Genomic DNA, 20,852 nt, shown 5'->3' with positions numbered 1-20,852 from the left:
CCCCGCCGCCCGGCCCCGGCAGGCTCACCGGTGTCGATGTACGAGACCGCGCCGGTGCCGGCGCGGCGCGGGAGGTGGAGCGCGGAGATGAACAAGCGCAACGTGGTGAACGCACTGGTGCTGGTCCTGGCGGCGCTGTCGGTGGTGCCGACCCTGATCACCACCGAGCACTGGTCGACGGTGAACTACGTGACCGCGGTGGCGCTGGCGATCGGGGTGGTCTGGTTCGTGGTCGATGCGGCGCGCAGCACCGGGTCCGGCCGGTCGAGCTGACGCGCGGGGAACAACTCGCTCCGAGCTCGGAACGATCTTGACCGATAGGACGGAGCATTCCGGCCGTTCGGCCACCTTCCTGTTCCGGGACTGTCGCGAACCGAAAGCGGACCGGTACGGCCCGTTGTCGTGGCGGGGGGCCGTTGATCCGGCGGCACAGCGCGGCCGAGAAGAGGGGAAGACGCGTGAGCGGGGCGAGGATGGCCGACCAGGTGCGGGGGACGGCGAGCGCGGCTGAGGCACAGGTGCGCGCTTCGGCCGCCGCGGTCGGCTCGCTGCGCCAGGACGTGGCGGCCGGGCGACTCCGGCTGGACCCGGTGGCGGGCCAGGAGATCCAGCACATGCTGGCCGAGCAGGTGGACCAGGTGCAGAACTGGCTGAAGCGCGCGACGGACCTCGGTCGGCGCGCGCCGCTGGGGCGCAACCCGGTGGGGCAAGCGGTGGCGGCGAAGCTCGCCGACCACGGCACCGGGGACGAGGACTCGTTCACCGGCGTGCTGCAGCAGTACCGCCAGGTGCTGGAGGACACCCGCGAAGCCGTCGAGGACGCGATGCGCCGCTCCCGGGCCGACGACGAGCGCGCCGAAGAGGAATTCCGCCGCATCGGCCAGCAGCTGTGACCGGCCGCGGGTAGCGGGCCGCGTTCCGGCTCGACGATCGAGAACGAGCGCCCCGCCGTGGCTTCGGCGGGACGCCTGCGCGTCCGGGGCGTGCAGCGGAGTGGCGCGGCCGGTTCGGCCGCAGGATCAGGCCGGTGGTGATGCGCACGCGAACCGCCGCCGGAGGGGGAAGTGGAAGTGGCAGAAAAGCAGCAGGCCGTGATGCGGGCGAAGAGCGCGCGGTCGTCCGACGACGACCGGGCCTTGGTTGACGTCCAGAACTGGAGTTCCTACAGCCACCGCGAGCTGTACGACGCGGTGCACCAGGACAACGATCCGGGCCGCGTCGGCGAACTCGCCGGCGAGTGGTCCCGGCTGGGCACCGAGATGGGCGAGGCCGCGCAGCGCATGGCAGAACGGCTCCGCGGTACCGAGCACGGCTGGCAGGGCGAGGCGGCGACCGCGGCGCGCGGCGCGATCCACGAGATCGCCGGGTGGACCTCGGCGGCGGGCTCGACGGCCGGTGACCTCGGCAAGCACGTCGAGGAGCAGGGCCGGGCCATGGAAGAGGCCAAGTCCAGCATGCCGGAGCCGGTCGACGTCGAGTTCGACGACGAGATCGTCGACCGGTGGGCCGCGGGCGGAACCGGGCTGAACGCGCTCCAAGGCATGCTGATGGCCTACAGCGACCTGTCCGAACAGGCGGTGGAAGCGGACTCCAAGCACGACGAGGCCGTGCAGGTCATGCAGAGGATGGAGCACCTCTCCCGCGTGCTGGACGGCGACACGCCCCGCTTCGAGCCGCCGCCGGACCCGATCCGCACCGAGCAGGAGCAGGGCGAGTTGCGGCCGACCGCGAAGCTGACGCCGCACCACCAGGCAACTCCCGCGAACGTGGTGGCCGCGGAGGCCCAGCAGCCCGCCGAGCCGGTCGCCCCGGGCGGGGACCAGGCGACTCGGAAGATGCCGGTGCTCGGCGACCCCGCCGCCGGTACCCCGGCGTCCAGCGAACCGGCGTCCAGCGAACCGGCGAACGCGCTCGCGCCCGAACGCCCGCAGGCCCCGCAGCAGCCCGACCGCGGCGGTCCGATTCCGAAGCTGGGCGACACCCAGCTCCCCGCCGGGACCACGCCGACCTCGCGTTCGGGCCCGAGCGGCCGGACGCCCGCGGCGAAGTCGAACTTCGACCCGCCGACGGTCAAGCACGTCAAGCCGAGCGGCACGACCCCGCAGTCCGCGAAGCCCCGCTCGGTGCCGAACCCGTCGTCGCCGAACATCACCGGTCGCGGCACCTACCAGCCGCGGCCGGTGTCCGGCCCGGACGCGCCGACCGCGATCACCCCCAATCCGTTCGCCAAGAACCCGGGCGGTGGCCCCGGTTCCGGTGGCCCGGGTGGTTCCCGCGGTGGCTGGTCCGGTTCGATCCCGTCGGTTCCGGGCACGTCCGGTGGCTCCGGCGGAGCGGTCGGCGCCGGTGGCGCGGGCTCGGGAGGTGCCGCTTCGGGCGGTTCCGGCCCCGGTGCGGGCGGCCGGGCCGGTGTCGGCCCCACCGGCGGCACGGCAGGTGGCCAGCCGGCGGGCGCGGCCGGCGCGGCGGGTGCGACCGGCCAGGCCGGTGCCGGCGGCATGGCCGGTGGTGCGCCGGGGCAGGCGAACCGCGGCAAGGGCGGCGAGGACCAGGAGCGCCGCGCGAAGTACGTGGAGAGCACGCCGATCGTCGAGGCCCAGGGCGTGAACCTGCCGCCGCCGGTCATCGGCGGTGGCAAGCCGAAGAAGAAGGACAAGGACTGACCGCGTCGTCCGGCGCACCGGCCGGTCCGGGCCGGTGCGCGATCACGCGCGTGCTGATGAGGGGAAAGTGATGGGCGAAGCGGACTTCGTGCTGTCCGCCGTCGAGTTCGACCTGGTGTCCGGGGCGCTCGACCTGGGCCGGGCGCCGTACCCGCTGCGGGTGCCGAGCATCGGCGCGACCGGCGGGGAGCGCGCGGCGCGCACCGCCGCGGCGTTCCGCGCGCTGGCCGAGCGCGGTCTCGCCACCGGCGACCGGCTGGACGCCGAGCTGGAGGGGCTGCTGCGGTTGCTGGCGGTCCACGAGATCTCGGTGGACGTCGTCGGCCACGTGGGCGGGACGATCCGGGCGCTGGCCGCCGCGGACCGCCGGTCCGGGGTGCTGGCGGTGCTGGACGGGGATCGGTTGTCGCTGCGCGGTTTCCGGCCGGGCGCGCTGGCCGCGGTGGTGGCGGGCGTGCTGCCACCCGCCGATCCGGGCAAGGGGCGGTCCTTGACGGTGCGCCAGGAGGTGCTGGCGAAGGCCGCGGACGAGGACGATCCCGGTGACGACCCGTTCGGTGGCGATCTCGACGAGCACACCGCGCTGGTGCGGGCGGGAGTGTCCGAACAGGACGCGGCCGCGCTGGTGGAGCTGGCGGAGAACCGCCGCGGTGGTGGGCAGCTCGGCGTCCGCCGCGGCGGAGCCCGGGCGCGGACGCTCATCAGCTGGCTGGACACCGCGCAGGGCCGCTACCTGCTGATCGGCGAGCGGGGCTGGCTGAGCATCATGCCCGCCGAGCCGGGCCGCGTCGAGCAGCGGCTCGGCAAAGTGCTGTCCACTGTGGACTTCGCGGAGCTCGTGTCCCGCTGATCACTCTGCCGCGCAACGCATCCGGAGAGGATCTCCCCGCATGGCCTACGAAGTCGTCTCCGAGGACCTGGCGGCGCACGCCGCCCACCTCGACGCGCTCACCGACCGGATCGACACCGCGATCTCGGCCGCTGAACAGGTCAGCATGTCCGACGAGGCCTACGGGCTGCTGTGCTCGTTCCTGCCGCCGATCATCAACCCGACCGAGCAGGAAGGGATCGCGGCGCTGCAGGCCGCCCGCGAAGGCATCGAGACCACCGCGCAGAACGTCCGCACCAGCGCCGAGGAGTACGACACCAACGACGAGGACAACTCGCAGTCCTTCCAGAAGTTGCACGGCACCGTGCCGGAGGGATCCGAGCAGTTCCAGCTGATGAGCGGCGGCGCCGGCCCCACCGGACAGCAGCAGGGCACGCTGCCCGGCGACGCCTCCGAACAGCAGCAGGGCACGTCGCCCACCGGGTTCTCCCAGCGGCAGCGGGGAACTCCGCCGGACGGCATGACCGAGCAGCAGCGGGGAACCGCGCCCCGCCCGACCGAGCAGGTCCAAGCCCCGACGGCGATGAACGCTCCGCACGGCGGGCAGGTGCAGGCCCCGACGGCGATGAACGCCCCGCACGGCGGGCAGGTGCTGAACCCGGCCGTCCAGGGGCATTCGCAGCAGGTGCTCGGCACCACCCCGCGGATCGACCCGGAGGCGACGTCGTAGCCCCACCCCGCCGCGGGCGCGCGGCGCGCACGTCATCGAGCAGCACATCGGAGGGAAGAACATGTCCGGACCAGCGGGCTTCGCCGCACTCGGCAGCGACCCGGACGACGCGGAACGGCGCATCGAGGACTGGGTGAAGGGCTTCGAGGAGAAGGCCCGCCGCTACGAGGCGGTGCGCGAGGAGACCGAGCAGATCCGGTTGACCGCCACGGGCCCGGACGGCCGGGTGAAGGTGACGGTGCGCGCCGACGGCAGCCTCACCGGCATCGAGTTCTCGGAGAAGATCCGCTCGATGCCGTTGGAGGAGCTGTCCGCGCAGATCCTCGGCACCATCCGCAAGGCGCAGGGCGACATCGCCTCCCGCGTCGGCGAGGTGATGTCCGAGCAGCTCGGCGACGAGGATCGCCAGACCCGATCGCTGATGCTGGACAACCTGCGCGACCGCTTCCCGGAGGAACCGGACGAGCCGGAGGCCGAGGCACCGGGGTCCGCCACGTGGGCGGCGCCCGAGGACGACGAGCCGCAGCAGCGGCCCGGCCCGACGCCGCCGAGCCCGCCGGGGTCCGGCTCGCCCGGCTCGTCCGCGACCCGCCCGACCGGCCAGCGCCGCCCGCGCAGACCGGACGACGACGAGGACTTCCCGCCGGAGTTCGACCCGCTGCGGGACTGACCCGCCGCCCGCCCCGCTCCCCGCATCCGCCGGTGCCCCGGCCCAGCTCCCCGAGGTCCGGTGGCGGATCCGCTCGCCGCGGAACGCGGGGATGAGCCCGAGTCCTTCAGCGGCGTCCCGATCCGGGAACCGGTCGACGAGGCGAAGAAGGCCGACGAGCCGGGGGCCGGGCGAACAGCGGCCCGCCCGCCCCGTTGCGGGGCGAGCGGGCCGCCGACGCGGTCACCCGGCCGCCTCCAGCACCCTGTCCAAGCTGATCGGCAGATCCCGGTGCCGCACCCCGGTCGCGTGCCACACGGCGTTGGCGATCGCCGCGGCCGTGCCGACGATGCCGACCTCACCGATGCCCTTCACCCCGGACGGGTTGCCCGGGTCGGGGTCGTCGACCCAGTCGACGTCGATCTCGGGGATGTCGGCGTGCGCGGCGATGTGGTACCCGGCGAGGTTCGCGTTGGCCTGGCGGCCGCTGGAGTCCCGCACGCCCTCTTCGTGCAGCGCCATCGACAAGCCCATGATCATGCCGCCGGCGAACTGGCTGCGCGCGGTGAGCGGGTTGATGATCCGCCCGACGGCGAACATGCCCAGCAGTCGCCGCACCCGCACTTCACCGCTGGTGACATCGACGGCGACCTCGGCGAACTGGGAGCTGAACGAGTGCCGTTCGAGCTGTTCGCGGGCGCCGATGAGTTCGGTGGTGTCGGCGCGCGCGGTCACCGGGGCGGATTCCCCGGCCGCGAGCTTCTTCTGCAGCGCCCGCGCGGCCTCGATGATCGCGAACGACCAGGATTCGGTGCCGCGCGAGCCGCCCGCGATGAACGCGGGCCCGAAGTCGCTGTCGGCGATCCGGATCCGCACCGCCTCCAGCGGCACGTCCAGCGCCTCCGCGGCGACCTGGGCGAGCGCGGTGCGCGCCCCGGTGCCGATGTCGGCGGCGGCGATGCGCACCTCGTAGGTCCCGTCGCCCTCGGCGGTGATCGCGGCGGTGGAGGGCATCGGCCCGGCGCCGAACGATCCGGCGGCGACCCCGGTGCCGAGCAGCCAGCGCCCGTCCCGGCGCACCCCGGGCCGCGGATCCCGCTGCCACCAGCCGAAGCGGCTCGCGCCCTGCTCCAGGCAGTCCACCAGCCTGCGGCTGCTGAACGGCTTCCCGGAGGCGGGGCCGACGGTCGGTTCGTTGCGCAGCCGCAGCTCCACCGGGTCGACGTCGAGCCGCTGCGCGAGCTCGTCCATCGCCGATTCCAGCGCGAACGAGCCGGGTGCCGCGCCGGGCGCGCGCATCCAGCCGGGCGAGGGCACGTTCAGCGGCACCACCCCGGTCCGGGTGCGGATCGCCTCGGACGCGTACATCACGCCGGTGAGCTCGGTGCCGAGCTCCACGAACTCCTTCACGGTGGAGGTGAACGAGCGCGATTCGTGGTCGACGGCGCGCAACCGGCCGTCGGCGTCCGCGGCCAGCCGCACCCGCTGTTCGGTCGCCGAGCGCAACGAGGTGATCGCGAAGACCTGCGGCCGGGTCAGCACCACCCGCACCGGGCGCTGCAGCCGCGTCGCGGCCATGACCGCCAGCACCAGCTGCGGGCCGAGGGCCTTGGAGCCGAAGCCGCCGCCGACGTGCTCGGAGCGGATCCGCACCGCCGCCGGGTCCAGGTCGAACAGCGTCGCCACGACCTGCGCGACCAGGTAGGAGCCCTGGTTGGCGTCGACGATCTCCAGCCTGCCGTCCTCCCAGCGGGCCATGGAGGCGTGCGGTTCCATCGCCGTGTGGTGCTCTTCGGGGGTGGTGTAGGTGTGCTCGACGACGGCCGCGGCCTCGTCGGCTTCCGCGTCCACGTCGCCCTTGTCGACGGTGCCCGCGCCCTGCGGCGCGTACTCGGCGGGGTGGTCGGCGCGGAACTCGGCGTCGTGCGGTTCCTCCTCGTAGGCGACCCGGAGCGCGTCGGCGGCGGCGCGCGCCTGCTCCGGCGTCTTCGCCACCACCAGCGCCACCGGGTGCCCCACGTACTGCACCCGGTCGTCCTGCAGGAGCTGCAGCCCGGCGTCGGGGCCGAAGATCCCCGCTTCCGGGTTGAGCCGCGGCGCGTTGCCGTGGTGCAGCACGGTGAGCACGCCCGGCATGTCCAGCACCGCGGCGTCGTCGATGGAGCGGATCCGGCCGCGGGCGATCGTGGACAGCACCAGCGAGCCGTGCGCGAGGTCCTCGATGGGGTGGTCGCCCGCGTAGCGGGCTTCGCCGGTGACCTTGGCGCGGCCTTCGAGCCGGGTGCGCGCGGATCCGGCGGTGCCGGTGTCCGCGGGTGCGGTGGTGGTGCCGGTGGCGCTCAGCCGCGGGTCGACGGTGGTCATCGGGTGGCCTCCTCGGCGAGCTCGGTCAGCACGGACACCACGAGGTTCCGGACCAGCGGAACCTTGTAGGCGTTGTCCGGCAGGGGTGTCGCGGCGGCGAGTTCGGCGTCGGCGGCGGCCCCGAACTCGGCGGCGGTGGCGGGGCGGCCCAGCAGCGCGCGTTCCGCCGCGCGCGCCCGCCACGGCCGGTTGGCGACCGCGCCGAACGCGATCCGCACGTCGGAGACGACCCCGTCGCGCACGTCGAGCGCGGCGGCGATCGAGCCGTTCGCGAACGCGTAGGAGGCCCGTTCCCGCACCTTCCGGTACCGGGAGCGGGCCGCGATCTCCGCTCCGGGCAACGTGATCCCGGTGATCAGCGCGCCCGCGGGCAGCGCGACGTCCGCGTCCGGCCGGTCGCCCACCGGGCGGTGGAAGTCCGAATAGGACAGTTCGCCGGTGCCGTCGGCGGTCTCGTAGGACACCACGGCGTCGAACGCGGCCAGCGGCACCGCCATGTCCGACGGGCTGGTCGCCGCGCACTGCTCGGACCAGTCGAAGATCGCGTGGTTGTGGTGCTCGCCCTCGATGGCCGGACACCCGCTGCCCGGCACTCGCTTGTTGCAGGGCTGGGTGACGTCGGCGAAGTAGCCGCAGCGGGTGCGCTGCAGCAGGTTCCCGCCGACGGTGGCCACGTTGCGCAGCTGGCCGGAGGCGCCCGCGAGCACCGCTTGGGCGAGCGCGGGGAAGCGGCGCCGTACCTCCGGGTGGTTGGCGACGCCGCTGTTGGTGGCGGTGGCGCCGATGCGCAGCCCGCCGTCCGCGGCGACCTCGATGGCGTCCAGCGGCAGCCGGCGCACGTCCACCAGCTGCGGCGGCGTCTCCACCCCGACCTTCATCAGGTCGACGAGGTTGGTGCCGCCGCCGAGGAACCGCGCGTCCGGGTTCTCGGCGAGCAGGGTGGTGGCGGTGCGCACGTCGGTGGCGCGCCGGTACTCGAACTCCTTCACGCCGAGACCTCCGTTCCACCGCGGGACACGGTGCTCTCGACCTCGTGCATGGTGGCGGCCTGCGCGACCGCGCGGACGATGGAGTTGTGCGCGCCGCAGCGGCACAGGTTGCCGCTCATCCGCTCGCGGATCTCCGCGGCGTCCAGGGCGGGGGCGCCGGCCTCGGGCCGCACGTCCTCGGTGGCGGCGCTGGGCCAGCCCGCCGCGTGCTCCTGGAGGACGGCGACCGCCGAGCAGATCTGCCCGGGCGTGCAGTAGCCGCACTGGTAGCCGTCGAAGTCGAGGAACGCCTGCTGCACCGGGTGCAGCCGGTCGCCATCGGCGATGCCCTCGACGGTGGTGACCTCGGATCCGTCGGCGGCGACGGCCAGCTGCAGGCAGGACACGGCGCGCTGCCCGTCGAGCAGCACGGTGCAGGCGCCGCACTGGCCCTGGTCGCAGCCCTTCTTGGTGCCCGTCAGGTCGAGGCCCTCGCGGAGCGCGTCGAGCAGCGTCGTGCGGTTGTCGACCGCGAGCGAACGGTCCTCGCCGTTCACCCGCAGCGAGATGGTGGTGTGGTGGGACATGGAGATCTCCGTCGGTGTCCGACAAGAACGGGAAGAGGTGCCGCGCGGTCGTTCCCGGAACGCGCCGCGCAGGCCGCGTCCGAGTGTGCTGGACGGGAACGGGCGCGGCCGGTTTCGCACGGCCGGACCGGGCGCGCTGCCGGAGGTGCGGGGAACGTGCGTCCGGACTGCTCCACACCACCCCCAGGGACACACGCAGGCCGATCCGTCGGAAGGGATCAACGAACGGGGGCCCGGAAAAAATCCCGGCAGGCGACGTGCCTGGTCAGCGGTGCTCGTGCACCCGGTCGGGGAGCGGCGGGCGTGCCCGGACCCGATCTCGGGTACCCCCTGGCCCGGACCCGGAACCAGGCCGAGGAGGCGCAGCGGATGCCATCGTCGAGGACGGGACGTCGCACCGGGCCGGTTCGTCGGCTCGACGACCTCGTCACCATCGTCAAGGTCGGCAACGTGCGGCGGGCGGTCACCGCGGCCGGCATCGGCAACATGATGGAGTGGTTCGACTTCGGGGTCTTCAGCTACCTCGTGGTCATCACCGGCAAGGTGTTCTTCCCGGCCGGGAACGCCACCGCGCAGCTGCTGGCCACCTTCGCCACGTTCGCCGTCGCGTTCCTGGTGCGGCCGCTCGGCGGGTTCGTGTTCGGCCCGCTGGGGGACCGGATCGGGCGGAAGAAGGTGCTGGCCATCACGATGATGACCATGGCGGCGGGCACCACCGCCATCGGCCTGATCCCCTCGTACGCCACCATCGGCATCTGGTCGCCGATCCTGCTGCTGGTGGCCCGGGTCGTGCAGGGCTTCTCCACCGGCGGCGAGTACGGCGGGGCCACCACGTTCGTCTCCGAGTACTCGCCGGACAAGCGGCGCGGTTTCCTCGCCAGCTGGCTGGAGTTCGGCACCCTGGCGGGGTATTCGCTCGGTGCCGCCGTGGTCACCGCGCTGCTGACGACCCTGGGCGAGCAGGACATGGTGAACTGGGGCTGGCGGATCCCGTTCCTGCTGGCGGCGCCGCTCGGCGTGATCGGGCTGTACCTGCGGTTCCGGCTGGAGGAGACGCCCGCCCAACAGCAGCAGCAGGAGAGCGGCGGCGAGGACGAGGGCCGGCTGGCCGGTTACCGCACCATCTTCCGCGACCACTGGCGGCCGCTGCTGCTGTGCGTGGCGATGGTGGCGGTGTTCAACGTGGTCAACTACATGCTCACCTCCTACATGCCGACCTACATCACCGCGGACCTGCACTACGCGCACACCTCGGCACTGGTGTTCGTGCTGGTCACCATGCTGATCATCATGGGTTTCGTGGTGCGGCTCGGGCGCGCCTCGGACAAGATCGGCCGGTTGCCGATCATCGCGGCGGGGTCGGGGGCGCTGGTGGTGCTGTCCTGGCCGGCGTTCTGGCTGATCAGCCGCGGTTCGGTGGGGCTGGTGGTGGCCGGGTTGGTGCTGATCGGGCTGATGCTCATCGCGTTCAGCTCCACGATGCCGTCGAGCCTGCCCGCGCTGTTCCCCACCGAGGTCCGCTACGGCGGCGTGTCGATCGGGTTCAACATCTCGGTGGCCCTGTTCGGCGGGACGACCCCGCTGCTGTCGCAGGCGCTGGTCACCGGCACCGGCCACAGCACCGCGCCCGCGTTCCTGCTGATGGCCGCCGGGGTGGTGGGGCTGGTCGCGGCCTGGTTCGCCCGGGAGTCCGCGGGGCTGCCGCTGCCGGGGGCGAAGCCCACCGCGTCCTCCCGCGCGGAGGCCCGCGAAGCGGTGCGGGAGATGCGCGAGCGGGACGAGGCATGATCGGGAACGGACGTCGATCGAATCGGGAGTGGTGGTCGTGAAAGCAGCGGTGTACTACGAGAACGGCGGGCCGGACGTGCTGCGCTACGCGGACGTCCCCGACCCGGAGATCGGTCCGGGGGAGGTGCTGCTGCGCATCGAGGCCGTCGGCGTGCAGGGCGGCGACCTGCTGCACCGGCAGTCCGCGCCGCCGGAGACCACGCCGCACGTCGTCGGCTACCAGGCCGCGGGCACGGTCGCCGCGGTCGGCGAGGGCGTCACCGGCCTGCGCGAGGGGCAGCGGGCGGTGGCGTTCATGCCGCACGGTTCGCACGCCGAGCTGGCCGCGGTGCCGGAGCACAACGCCTACCGGGTCCCGGACGACCTGGATCCGCGGCTGGCCGCGGGCATCCCCGTCGAGTTCGGCACCGCCGACGACTGCCTGTTCGAGTTCGGCCGGTTGCGCGCGGGCGAAGTGGTGCTGGTGCAGGCCGCGGCGGGTGGTGTCGGCCTGGCCGCGGTGCAGCTGGCCGCGGCGGCGGGCGCCACGGTGCTCGGCACCGCCTCCAGCGCGGAGAAGCTGGCGCGGCTCGGCGAGCACGGCCTGCACCACGCGATCAACTACCGGGAGGAGGACGTCGCCGCCCGGGTCGCCGAGCTCACCGATGGCCGCGGCGCCGACCTGGTGGTGGATCCGGTCGGCGGCCGCACCTTGGAGAGCAGCGTGGCCGCGCTGGCCTACCGGGGCCGGATCAGCTGGGTCGGCCAGGCCGGGCGGGAGCCGAACCCGCCGCGGCTGGATCCGCTGATGTTCAAGAGCGCCTCGCTCAACGGCGTCTACTTCGGCGGCGAGATGGCGCACGACCCCGCCCGCACCCGCGCGCTGATCGAACGCCTCATCGCCCGGGTCGCCGCGGGCGAGCTGACCGTGGTCGTCGACCGCGAGTTCCCGCTCGCCGAAGCGGCCGAGGCGCACCGCCACATCGAGGGCCGCGGCGCCTTCGGCCGGGTCCTGCTCATCCCCTGAACCGCGAGTTCCGGGGCGGCGCTCCCGTGAGGGGAACCCTCGTCCGGCCGAACGAGCCCCGAGGCCGGCCGCGGGTGGTTCCTAGGGTCGCGGGCGGCAGAGCGGCAGAGCGCCGCTCGCACGTGATCCTCGTGGAGAAGGTGTTGTTGATGCGGTTCCGCAAGAGCATGGCTGCGATGGTCCTCTGCGCCACCGGCGCCGGTGCCTCCCTGATGGGCGCGGGTACCGCGCTCGCCTGGCACAACGAGGTCCTCGGGGAGTACGGGACGTTCGAGAACTGCAGCAAGCACTTGGACGAGGTCGTGTCGCGGCCGGACGTCGGCGGCGCCGAGTGCGCTCCGGACGGGCAGATGGTCGGCTCGGTCCGCTGATCGGCGGCGGTTCCCGGGTGCGCGGCGCGTACCCGCGGGGCACCGACGAGGCCGGTCCCGTTCCCCGCGGGGGCGGGACCGGCCGATGCCGGATCTCCGGCCCCCGGATTCTTCCGCCCTGCTGGACGCGATCGCGGAAAGGCGCGGGATTCTCACCGGCTCGATGGGCAAAAGAAAAACCCCAGGTCGATGACCTGGGGTTTCGGTGCGCCAACAGGGACTCGAACCCCGAACCCGCTGATTAAGAGTCAGCTGCTCTGCCAGTTGAGCTATTGGCGCTTGGTGTTCACCAGGTTTTCGTTCTTGCCGTCTCCCTGGCGACGAAAGAAACTTTAGCACCCCGTTCCGGGGGGTGAATCGGGGGGTGCCTTTCGGGGTGCGCGGTGGCGTTTCAGCCGGTCGGCGGGGTCCGATGTGGCTGGACGAGCAACCGAGGAGGGTCGTCATCCGTCTCCCGGGTGAAGATCCGCGGTTGACTCTTCGTGCAGGGCTGGTCGTCGGCCACACGGTCGGGGGGCTGATGCACACTGTTCTCAGGCGGATGTGGGGATCGGATCGAACGGACAGTCACGCATGAAGCTGTGTCTTAACTCTGTCGGGAGAGTTCTGGGGGCGTCGTCTCGTGCGGTGCCGGCCGTGGTCGTGGCGTTGGTGGGGATGCTCCTCGCGTCGTGCACGGGTGGCGGGGCGAGCAGCCCGGCCCCGCCGCCACCGCCGCCCGCGTCGGCCAGGTTCGATCCGGCGAACGGCGCCCAGCGGATCTCGCCGACCGCGCCCATCACGGCCACCGCCGTGGACGGCCGGATCACCGCCGCCGAACTGGTGAACCAGGACGGCAAGCCGGTGGCGAACACCGTCGCACCGGACGGCGCGAGCTGGTCCGCCTCCGAGCCGCTCGGCTACGGCAAGACCTACACGGCGAAGCTCACCCTGCAGGGCGCGGCAGGCGCCCCGGTCGTCCAGGAATCCACGTTCAGCACCGTCGATCCCGAGAACCAGACCTACGTGTCGATGAACCCGCTCGACGGGGAGACCGTCGGCGTCGGCCAGCCGCTCGCGTTCTACTTCTCCGAGAACGCGCCCGCCCCGGACAAGGCCAAGGCCGAAGAAGCCATCCGCATCCAGACGGAACCGGCGGTGGAAGGCGCCTTCTACTGGTTCGACGACCGCGAGGTGCACTGGCGCCCCCAGGAGTACTGGAAGCCCGGCACGAAGATCACGATCAACGCGGACGTCTACGGCAAGGACCTCGGCAACGGCTCCTGGGGCGAGGAGAGCCGCAGCGCCACCATCACCATCGGCGACGCCGTCGTGCTCCGCGCCGACGGCTCCAGCCACACCATGTCCGTCGAGGTCAACGGGGCCACCCGGCGCACCATGCCGGTCTCGCTCGGCAAGCCGGCGTGGCCGTCGAACAACGGCGTGCACGTGGTCACCGAGCACCACGCCACGAAGATCATGGACTCGTCCAGCTACGGCCTGGACATCGACAACGGCGGCTACCGCACCGAGGTGAAGTGGGCGGTGCGCATCTCCAACGGCGGTGAGTTCCTGCACGCGGCCCCGTGGTCGGTCGCCCAGCAGGGCAGCAGCAACGTCAGCCACGGCTGCATCAACATGAGCGACGCCAACGCCAAGTGGGTCTACGACCTGCTCAAGAAGGGCGACGTCGTGGAGATCACGAACTCCGGCGGGCCGAACCTGCGGTCCTGGGACGGCTTCGGCGACTGGCAGGTGCCCTGGGCCGAATGGACCGCCGGGAACCGGTGAGTTCCGGCGGTCGCTCGTCCTGCTGTCCGGGTCGGGTGGCGGAACCTCAGCGGGACCCCCGCTGCGGGATCGTTCTCACAGGCGGCTCTGCCACATGAGAGAACGCTGTCCTCGCGAGGGGCCCGCTGAGGGCCGGCGAGTGGTCCCGATGCGCACGTTCGCCGCTCATCGGCTTCGCCGCTGACAGGGAAAAGGCCGCGGTATGCCTCGGTTTCCGTCCCGTGCGATGCGAAAGGCCCGCTCCGCGAACGGAGCGGGCCTTTTCCCGCGGGGTGAGTGACGGGATTCGAACCCGCGACTCCTGGGACCACAACCCAGTGCTCTACCTACTGAGCTACACCCACCGCAGCTTCCGGCCAGCCGGTGATCCCGGCCTTCCGGAGCAACACGAATATCCTAGCGTGCGCTGCGGAGCGGGCTGCGACCGGGCTCCCGGCCGCGCATCACTGCTGGTCGGGGCTGCGGCCGGTGCCCGCGGGGCCGCGCCCGTCCAGCAGGTCCGCGGCGACGGCCTGGGCCTGCTCGGTGGTCGGTCCCGGCTCGGCCACGAACGCCGTCCGGCGGTAGTACGCGAGTTCCCTGATGGACTCCCGCACATCGGCGAGCGCGCGGTGCGCGAGGCCCTTCTCCGGCTGCGCGTAGTAGATCCGCGGGAACCAGCGCCTGCACAGCTCCTTGATGGAGGACACGTCCACCATGCGGTAGTGCAGGTGCGCGTCCAGCGCGGGCATGTCGCGGGCGATGAACCCGCGGTCGGTGGCGATGGAATTGCCCGCCAGCGGTGCCGACACGGTGTCCGGCACGTGCTCGCGGATGTAGTCCAGGACGCGTTGTTCGGCCTCGGCCGTGGTGACCGCGGAGCGCCGCACCTCCTCGGTCAGCCCGGAACGCGCGTGCATCTCCCGCACCACGTCGGGCATCGCCGACAGCGCCTCGTCCGGGGCGTGGATCACGATGTCCACGCCCTCGCCGAGGATGTTGAGGTCGGCATCGGTGACCAGGGCGGCGATCTCGATCAGGGCGTCCGAACCCAGGTCGAGACCGGTCATTTCACAGTCGATCCACACTAGACGGTCGTTCACCTCACCGAGCCTAACGCGGTGCGACCGGGCGCCGGGATCGCACCGGCGCCGCGGAGATCACCGTTCGGTATCGGCGGAACCCTCGCGCAGCCGCGCGGGCACGACCTTGCCGGTGGCGTTGCGCGGCAGCTCCGGCAGGAAGACGACGTCGCGGGGCAGCGCGAAACCGGGCAGCGCGGGCCGGACCCGTTCCCGCACCGCTTCACCGTCCAGCTCGGCGCCGTCGACGAGCACCACGTACGCGGCGAGGCGCTGGCCGAACTCGGCGTCGTCCACGCCGATCACGGCGACCTCGGAGACCTCCGGCAGGGTGGCGATCGCGTCCTCGGTCTCCTTCGGGTACACGTTCTCGCCGCCCGAGACGATCATGTCGTCCTCGCGCCCCACCACCTGCAGCCGCCCGGCCTCGTCGATGCGGCCCAGGTCACCGGTGGCGAGCATGCCGTCCCGGACCTCCTTGCCGCCGCCGCCGGTGTAGCCCTCGAAGAGCATGTCGTTGCGCACGAAGATCCGCCCGGTCTCGCCGTCGGGCACCCGCGCGCCCCGCTCGTCGAGGATCTTCACGCTGGTGCCGCGCGGCGGGCGGCCCGCTGTGCCGGGCGCTTCGGCGAGTTCGCGCGGGGTGGCGATGCTCACCCAGGACGCTTCGGTGGAGCCGTAGAAGTTGTAGAGGACCTCGCCGAACACCCGCTGGAACCGGGTGGCGAGGTCGGCGGGCAGCGCCGAACCGCTGGCGGCCACGATCCGCAGCGAGGAGGTGTCGTAGGGCTCGATCGCCTCCCGCGGCAGGTCCAGGATGCGCTGCAGCATCACCGGAACCACGAACAGCGCGGTGGCGCGGTGCCGCTGCACGGCGGCGAGCGCCTGCTGCGGTTCGAACTTGCGGCGCAGCACGAGGGTGGCGCCGATGGCCGAGCCGAGCTGGAACGCGGCGAGCCCCCAGGTGTGGAAGATCGGCGCCGCCAGCATGATCCGCTCACCGGCGCGCAGCGGCATCCGCGACATGATCGTGGCGGCGGGCCCGACCCCGGGCGGCGCGGGCCTGCGGGCGCCCTTCGGCGTGCCGGTGGTGCCGGAGGTGAGCACGATGACCCGCGCGTGCCGGGGACGGCGCGGGAGGGTGCCGGTGGCGGAGCTGCCGATGAGGTGCTCCAGGGTGGCCTTGCGAGTGGTGCCCTCGGTCCAGGCGAGCACCACGTCCAGTTCCAGGTCGGGCAGCGCCTCGACGAATTCGACGTCGGCGATCAGCAGGTCGGCCCGCTGCTCGTCGAGCACGGTGCGCATCTGGTGCGGGCGCAGGCCGGTGTTGAGCAGCACCACGTCGGAGCCGATCTTGCCGCAGGCCACGATGGTCTCCACGAGCCCGTGGTGGTTGCGGCACAGCACCGCGACCCGGCTGGTGTCCCGGATACCGCGGGCGCGCAGCCCGCGGGCGAGGCGGGTGGTGCGCTGCTCCAGTTCGAGGAAGCTCAGCGCGCCGCGCTCGTCGATCACGGCGGGCCGGTCGGGATGCCGGATCGCGGCGACGGCGTAGCCGAGCGCGGGGGTGACGCCCCAGCGCCGCCAGGCGAAGACGATGCGCAGCAGCTTGTCCGGGCGCATCGGGCGGACGACGCCCTGCCTGATCAGCAGCCACAGCGTCTGCAGCGTCGGGGCCAGCCGGTCCGCCCCGGCCTGGACGGCCGCCTTCGCCGCTTCGCCTCGTGTCCGTCCCGCCGGCCGTCGCCACATCGCCACGCGTCTCCTCCGATTTAGCTACTCATCGGTAGATAATGCCTCGGGGGGCGACGCGGGGGAAGGGTTCACCGGTCCGAAATGGTGTGTTCCGGTGCCGCCGCGGCCACCACGGCCTCCCGGATCGCGGCCCGCAGGCGACCCGCCTCCAATGGTGCCAGCACCGCCGTCTCCCCGGGCGGAGCGACGACCACGACGTTGCCCTGGTTCACGTACACCGCCATGTTCCGCCGCCTGCCCGCCACATCGCGGCAGCTCACCTGCCACTTCTCGTCGTCAGCCACGTGGCCTCCCTCCCTGGGGGAACGCTCGTCCGGTGCGTCCTCCACCGGTAAGACGACTCAGGATCACGGACGTGACGGGTGTTCGCCTGATTAATCTTGGAATTCCACCGGCCCGTGCCCGCGGGGTTCCACCACCGGGTGAGCGCTGCTGGGAGACTGCGATCATGGCTGGATACGACGGGATGCTGTGGCGCACCCTGCACCGCGTGCTGCTGGTCCTCGCGGTCGGCGTGCTGGGCCTGCTGCTCGGCCTCGGGCACGAGCCGAGCCGGGCCGACTCGCTGTTCGGCGTGCTCGTCGTGGCGCTCGTGGCGCTACCGGTGTGGATCACGTTCCAGCGGATGACGCCGGTCGCCCGCGGGAACCTGCGGGCGCTGCCGCGGCACCGGCCGCTGATGACCGCGATGATCGGGCTGCTGGGCCTGGTGGCGCTGTTCGTGCTCGGCTGGACGATCGCCAACGCGCTGTTCCCCGGCACGCTCGCCCCGCTCGCACTGGCGCTGGTCGGCGTGGTGCTGGCGGCGTTGGTCGCGCTGCTGAACCGGGTGCTGTGACATCGCTTCCCCGCGGCCCCGGACGCCGGGGCCGCGCGAGGAAGCGGCAGGTCAGACCGGGCGGACCGTCAGCGCGCCCGGCTCGGCGGTGAACGTCAGCGCGCCCTCGAAGTCGGCGATGGGCAGCTCGTCGCGCACCAGGCGGTGCGGCGCGTCAGCCGTCTCCACCCGCACCTCGGTGGCGGTGAAGGTCTGCTCGGCGAAGTCCGGGCCCGCGAGCCGGACCTCCAGCCGCTGCTCCCGCAGGGTGACCACCGCGGAACCGCCGGGCACCGAGATCGGCTCGCCGTCGGCGGTGACGATCAGGCTGCCCTGGCCCTCGGTCTCCGGGCGCACCGCCACGTGCGAGAGGGCGACGTCGCGCCGGTCCTCGGCGGCGGTGACGCCGATGACGTCCCGCGAGTCCTGCCCGGCCTCCTCGTCGCCGCGCACCGCCAGCAGCGGGGCGCGCAGCTTCGCGGCCAGCCGGTACGGCTGCCAGGAACCGGCGCCGATCAGGTTCACCACCGACGTGATCTCGCTGTCCGCGAGCAGCCGCTCGCTGCCCACGGCCGGGGTGATCTCGATGGCCGCCACCCCGCGCTCCTCCAGCAGGTCGCGCAGCGCCTTGGCGCGCAGCCTGCTGTTGCGGTCGAACCCGCGGGTGATGGCGACGGCTCCGGACGTCCCGCCCTGCGCTGCGGCGTCGGCGAGACCGGCCAGCGGAGCCCATACCTCCGCCGGATCCGGCCGGGCGGAGCGGCGGGAACGGGCGGTCTGGGGGGCGTCGGCAGTGGTGTCCATTGCGTCAACTTTAATCCGCCACGCAGGGTCGCCTCACTAGGCGATCAGCCCTGAGCGGTGTGACTTCCCTCGCCCTAGGCGTCCCAGGTGGTGACTACGAGATCGCCGTCACGCGCGAGCTGTTCGTCGACCGCCTGCTCGCACTCCGCGCAACGCTCCGTGATGCGGCGGCTCGACGGTTCCTTGGTGGCGGGCCACGTCTCGTGCGGGAGCTTGATCGTCGCATCGCACAGGGTCTGCACCGGATCACCGGCCGGTCTGGCGCCCGGGCGCACCGTGATCGCGTGCCGGACCCGCTTGCCCGCTCCGACGATCCACCACACGTGCTCTTGATCGGGGAACATTGCCGTCCCACCCCCATACCTGTCAGGACGACCCGCGGGCGCGCAGTTCGTCCGGCTTCGGTCCACTGGCCGGATCTCGAACTCTAGACGGAACGATCAGCGCGCACGTTGCATTCGCGTGGCGGGGGCGATCGGCGGCTGCGCTGCTCCGATCGTGTGAGAGCGGCTGTTCGGCGGAGCGGTCTCGACCCGCCGCTGACCCGGTGCTGGGCCGCCCGAACCAGGGCGCCGGGCCCGGAACCCGCTTGTGGTGAGAAGGATCACCGCTCATGCTGGGCGCGTCGAGCGAGCGGAACCCGGAGGCGCACCCCGTGACGGACCTGCACTTCCCGCGTCCGCACGACGATCCGCGGGAGCCCGGTTCCCTCGCCCGCTGGCTGGTCTCCGACGGCGCCCGGGTGCGCAGCGGAGCCCCGGTGGCCGAGGTCGTGACCGACGGCGCCCCGCGCACGGTGCGCGCCCCGGCGAGCGGAACGCTGTGGCGGCAGGGCAGGGCGGGGGAGCGGTTCACCGCGGGCGCGATCATCGGCCTCGTCGAGTGAGTCCGCGGCTTGACGCCCGTTGCTAGGTTGGGGCCAGTGACGCGGGGTGCCCGGACGGCCGGGCTGAGAGCAGACCCGTCGAACCTGACCTAGTTCGTGCTAGCGGAGGGACGTCACCGACGTGACCACTCGTGCTGCCCTGCCCGGATCCGACCGGGTCCCGAACGTGCTCTCGATCGCGGGGACCGATCCCAGCGGCGGAGCCGGCGTCCAAGCGGACCTGAAGGCCTTCTCCGCGAACGGCGCCTACGGCATGTCCGCGGTGACCGCGCTGGTCGCGCAGACCACCACCGGTGTCGCCGAGGTCCGCGAGGTGCCGCCGGAGTTCGTCACCGCCCAGCTCACGACGCTGCTCGACGACGTCCGGGTGGACGCGGTGAAGATCGGGATGCTGGCGAACGCCGAGGTGATCCGCGCGGTCGTCGCCGTGCTGGACCGCTACGCCCCGCCGCACGTGGTGCTGGACCCGGTGATGGTCGCGAAGAGCGGCCACCGGCTGCTCGCCGACGAAGCGGTCGCGGTGCTGCGCGACGAGCTGCTGCCGCGCGTCGACCTGATCACCCCGAACCTGCCGGAAGCGGCGGACCTGCTGGGCGAACCGGAGATCACCGGCTCGGCCGAGATGGCCGCGCAGGCGCAGCGGCTCGCCGACCTGGGCGCGAAGCAGGTGCTGCTCAAGGGCGGGCACCTGCGCGCGGAACCCGCCAGCGCGGACCTGTTCCGCGGCGACGGCGAGGTGCGGTGGCTGCGCAGCGAGCGGATCGACACCGCGAACGACCACGGCACCGGCTGCACGCTGTCCGCGGCGATCGCGGCGCTGCGCCCCCGCAGGTCCGACTGGGCGACCGCCGTGCGGGACGGCAAGGACTACCTGACCGGGGCGCTGCGGGCCGCGGAGCGCCTCGACGTGGGCCGCGGGCACGGGCCCGTGCACCACTTCCACCGCTGGTGGTGAGATCGGAGGGACGAAGGTCATGAGCAGGTTGCCCGATCCGCCCGCGGGCGGTTTCTGCGCCCGCGCCTGGGAACGCACCGCCGAGCTGCAGCGGGCCGTGGTGGCGCACCCGTTCAACGCGGCGCTCACCGACGGCACCCTCGACCGGGAGCGGTTCGCGTTCTACATCGTGCAGGACGCCCGCTACCTGATCGCGTTCGCGCAGGCGCTGTCGGCGGCCGCGACCCGGTCCGAGGATCCGGCGGACGCGGCGTTCCTCGCGGGGGCCGCGCGGGGCGCGCTGGTGGAGGAGCGGCGGTTGCACGCGGGCTACGTCGAGGAGTTCGGGCTCTCCGCGGACGACCTGGCGGGGGTGGCGACCTCGCCGTCGTGCACCGCCTACACCTCGTTCCTGCGGGCGAGCGCGCTGGTCGACCCCTACCCGGTGCTGCTGGCGGCGGTGCTGCCGTGCTTCTGGGTGTACCAGCACGTGGGCAGCGAGATCCTCGCCGCCGTCGGCGACGTGTCGGCGCACCCGTACCGGCGGTGGATCGAGACCTACGCCGACGAGGAGTTCGCCGAAGCGGTGCTGGCGGCCCGCGAGCTCACCGACCGGGCGGCCGCGGCCGCCGACGAGCCGGTGCGGGAGCGGATGCTGGCCGCGTTCTCGCGTGCCACCGAGTACGAGTGGATGTTCTGGGACGGCGCGTGGCGCCTGGAGCGGTGGCCGACGGCGCAGTGGCTCCCGGCGTGAGAAGTCGTTGCGGCGGCACGGTTTCCGCGCTGCGGCGGATGCCCGGACCCGATCACCCTCCGCGACGTGTCCTGCGGCGCGGCGGGGGCGGTGACGCGGGTGGTCAGCCGCGGTGC

22 protein-coding genes, 2 tRNA genes and 1 riboswitch are annotated in these 20,852 nt (G+C 72.9%); of the genes, 14 read left to right on the top strand and 10 right to left on the bottom strand.

All coding sequences use genetic code 11. The features are described 5' to 3' along the window. Positions 1-87 precede the first annotated feature (87 nt). From H1226_RS22890 to H1226_RS22865, 6 genes are all read left to right on the top strand, one after another. Entirely contained in the window at positions 88-273 is a 186-nt protein-coding gene (locus H1226_RS22890) for a hypothetical protein (protein ID WP_258342498.1), read from the top strand. Between the two features lie 185 nt (positions 274-458). Then, a complete protein-coding gene (locus H1226_RS22885; RefSeq protein ID WP_258342495.1) occupies positions 459-893 on the top strand; it encodes a hypothetical protein in 435 nt (144 codons plus the stop codon). Between the two features lie 171 nt (positions 894-1,064). After that, positions 1,065-2,663 carry a WXG100 family type VII secretion target gene (locus H1226_RS22880; RefSeq protein WP_258342493.1) on the top strand — a complete coding sequence of 533 codons (1,599 nt, stop codon included), beginning with the start codon at positions 1,065-1,067 and terminating at the stop codon, positions 2,661-2,663. A gap of 70 nt (positions 2,664-2,733) precedes the next feature. Continuing rightward, positions 2,734-3,513: an ESX secretion-associated protein EspG gene (locus H1226_RS22875; RefSeq protein ID WP_258342491.1), complete on the top strand. Its 780-nt coding sequence runs from the start codon at positions 2,734-2,736 to the stop codon at positions 3,511-3,513. Positions 3,514-3,553: 40 nt separating this feature from the next. After that, positions 3,554-4,222, top strand: a complete 669-nt coding sequence (locus H1226_RS28205) for a type VII secretion target (RefSeq protein ID WP_309148753.1) — start codon at positions 3,554-3,556, stop codon at positions 4,220-4,222. Positions 4,223-4,283: 61 nt separating this feature from the next. Continuing rightward, positions 4,284-4,892 (top strand): YbaB/EbfC family nucleoid-associated protein, encoded by a 609-nt coding sequence (locus H1226_RS22865; RefSeq protein ID WP_258342490.1) that lies wholly within the window; start codon positions 4,284-4,286, stop codon positions 4,890-4,892. A gap of 222 nt (positions 4,893-5,114) precedes the next feature. Here the strand turns inward: H1226_RS22865 and H1226_RS22860 are convergent, their stop codons facing one another. The 3 genes from H1226_RS22860 to H1226_RS22850 are packed head-to-tail and all read right to left on the bottom strand — an operon-like array spanning position 5,115 to position 8,790. Next, positions 5,115-7,235, bottom strand: coding sequence for a xanthine dehydrogenase family protein molybdopterin-binding subunit (locus H1226_RS22860; RefSeq protein ID WP_258342487.1), 2,121 nt, complete (start codon positions 7,233-7,235; stop codon positions 5,115-5,117). Then, positions 7,232-8,224, bottom strand: a complete 993-nt coding sequence (locus H1226_RS22855; RefSeq protein ID WP_258342485.1) for an FAD binding domain-containing protein — start codon at positions 8,222-8,224, stop codon at positions 7,232-7,234. The genes H1226_RS22860 and H1226_RS22855 overlap by 4 nt, the downstream gene beginning before the upstream one ends. After that, positions 8,221-8,790, bottom strand: coding sequence for a (2Fe-2S)-binding protein (locus tag H1226_RS22850; protein ID WP_224961974.1), 570 nt, complete (start codon positions 8,788-8,790; stop codon positions 8,221-8,223). Before H1226_RS22850 ends, H1226_RS22855 begins: the two co-directional genes overlap by 4 nt. Positions 8,791-9,159: 369 nt before the next feature. Between H1226_RS22850 and H1226_RS22845 the strand changes: the two genes are divergently transcribed. The 3 genes from H1226_RS22845 (at position 9,160) to H1226_RS22835 (ending at position 11,955) form a co-directional block, all read left to right on the top strand. Next, entirely contained in the window at positions 9,160-10,578 is a 1,419-nt protein-coding gene (locus H1226_RS22845) for an MFS transporter (RefSeq protein ID WP_258342481.1), read from the top strand. Positions 10,579-10,615: 37 nt separating this feature from the next. Next, positions 10,616-11,584, top strand: coding sequence for a quinone oxidoreductase family protein (locus H1226_RS22840; RefSeq protein ID WP_258342480.1), 969 nt, complete (start codon positions 10,616-10,618; stop codon positions 11,582-11,584). Between the two features lie 149 nt (positions 11,585-11,733). Further along, on the top strand, positions 11,734-11,955 hold the full coding sequence (locus H1226_RS22835; protein ID WP_224961979.1) for a hypothetical protein: 222 nt from the start codon (positions 11,734-11,736) through the stop codon (positions 11,953-11,955). A gap of 206 nt (positions 11,956-12,161) precedes the next feature. On the opposite strand, the gene H1226_RS22830 is transcribed toward H1226_RS22835, so the two are convergent. Further along, positions 12,162-12,234 (bottom strand) — tRNA-Lys (locus H1226_RS22830). A 348-nt stretch (positions 12,235-12,582) separates the two neighbouring features. Here H1226_RS22830 and H1226_RS22825 point away from each other — a divergent pair. Continuing rightward, positions 12,583-13,725: a L,D-transpeptidase gene (locus H1226_RS22825; RefSeq protein ID WP_309148752.1), complete on the top strand. Its 1,143-nt coding sequence runs from the start codon at positions 12,583-12,585 to the stop codon at positions 13,723-13,725. Positions 13,726-13,996: 271 nt separating this feature from the next. Here the strand turns inward: H1226_RS22825 and H1226_RS22820 are convergent. The 4 genes from H1226_RS22820 to H1226_RS22805 form a co-directional block, all read right to left on the bottom strand. Beyond that, positions 13,997-14,069, bottom strand: a tRNA-His gene (locus tag H1226_RS22820). A gap of 99 nt (positions 14,070-14,168) precedes the next feature. Further along, the gene (orn, locus tag H1226_RS22815; protein ID WP_258342475.1) at positions 14,169-14,807 is read right to left on the bottom strand and encodes an oligoribonuclease; all 639 of its coding nucleotides are present in this window, start codon (positions 14,805-14,807) and stop codon (positions 14,169-14,171) included. 57 nt (positions 14,808-14,864) lie between these two features. After that, positions 14,865-16,538, bottom strand: coding sequence for an AMP-binding protein (locus tag H1226_RS22810; RefSeq protein ID WP_258342474.1), 1,674 nt, complete (start codon positions 16,536-16,538; stop codon positions 14,865-14,867). Positions 16,539-16,609: 71 nt separating this feature from the next. After that, entirely contained in the window at positions 16,610-16,825 is a 216-nt protein-coding gene (locus tag H1226_RS22805; RefSeq protein WP_224962718.1) for a hypothetical protein, read from the bottom strand. A gap of 164 nt (positions 16,826-16,989) precedes the next feature. On the opposite strand from H1226_RS22805, the gene H1226_RS22800 reads away from it, so the two are divergent. After that, positions 16,990-17,379 (top strand): hypothetical protein, encoded by a 390-nt coding sequence (locus tag H1226_RS22800; protein ID WP_224962716.1) that lies wholly within the window; start codon positions 16,990-16,992, stop codon positions 17,377-17,379. A 51-nt stretch (positions 17,380-17,430) separates the two neighbouring features. Here H1226_RS22800 and H1226_RS22795 read toward each other — a convergent pair whose 3' ends face one another. Together H1226_RS22795 and H1226_RS22790 are read right to left on the bottom strand one after the other, a co-directional pair. Beyond that, on the bottom strand, positions 17,431-18,162 hold the full coding sequence (locus tag H1226_RS22795; protein WP_258342467.1) for a hypothetical protein: 732 nt from the start codon (positions 18,160-18,162) through the stop codon (positions 17,431-17,433). Between the two features lie 74 nt (positions 18,163-18,236). Continuing rightward, entirely contained in the window at positions 18,237-18,506 is a 270-nt protein-coding gene (locus H1226_RS22790; protein ID WP_224962712.1) for a hypothetical protein, read from the bottom strand. A gap of 269 nt (positions 18,507-18,775) precedes the next feature. On the opposite strand from H1226_RS22790, the gene H1226_RS22785 reads away from it, so the two are divergent. The 3 genes from H1226_RS22785 (at position 18,776) to H1226_RS22775 (ending at position 20,736) form a co-directional block, all read left to right on the top strand. Continuing rightward, positions 18,776-19,048, top strand: a complete 273-nt coding sequence (locus H1226_RS22785; RefSeq protein ID WP_258342465.1) for a lipoyl domain-containing protein — start codon at positions 18,776-18,778, stop codon at positions 19,046-19,048. Positions 19,049-19,080: 32 nt separating this feature from the next. Next, a riboswitch (TPP riboswitch) is annotated at positions 19,081-19,176 on the top strand. After that, positions 19,170-20,003, top strand: a complete 834-nt coding sequence (thiD, locus tag H1226_RS22780) for a bifunctional hydroxymethylpyrimidine kinase/phosphomethylpyrimidine kinase (RefSeq protein WP_258342460.1) — start codon at positions 19,170-19,172, stop codon at positions 20,001-20,003. It overlaps the preceding riboswitch by 7 nt. Positions 20,004-20,022: 19 nt before the next feature. Then, positions 20,023-20,736, top strand: coding sequence for a TenA family protein (locus H1226_RS22775; protein WP_258342452.1), 714 nt, complete (start codon positions 20,023-20,025; stop codon positions 20,734-20,736). Positions 20,737-20,852 lie beyond the last annotated feature (116 nt).

Source organism: Saccharopolyspora gregorii (assembly GCF_024734405.1).
In the GTDB taxonomy this organism is placed as follows: Bacteria; Actinomycetota; Actinomycetes; order Mycobacteriales; family Pseudonocardiaceae; genus Saccharopolyspora_C; species Saccharopolyspora_C gregorii.
Note: the sequence above shows the minus strand (reverse complement) of the source record. Positions and strands in the feature narration are given on the sequence as shown.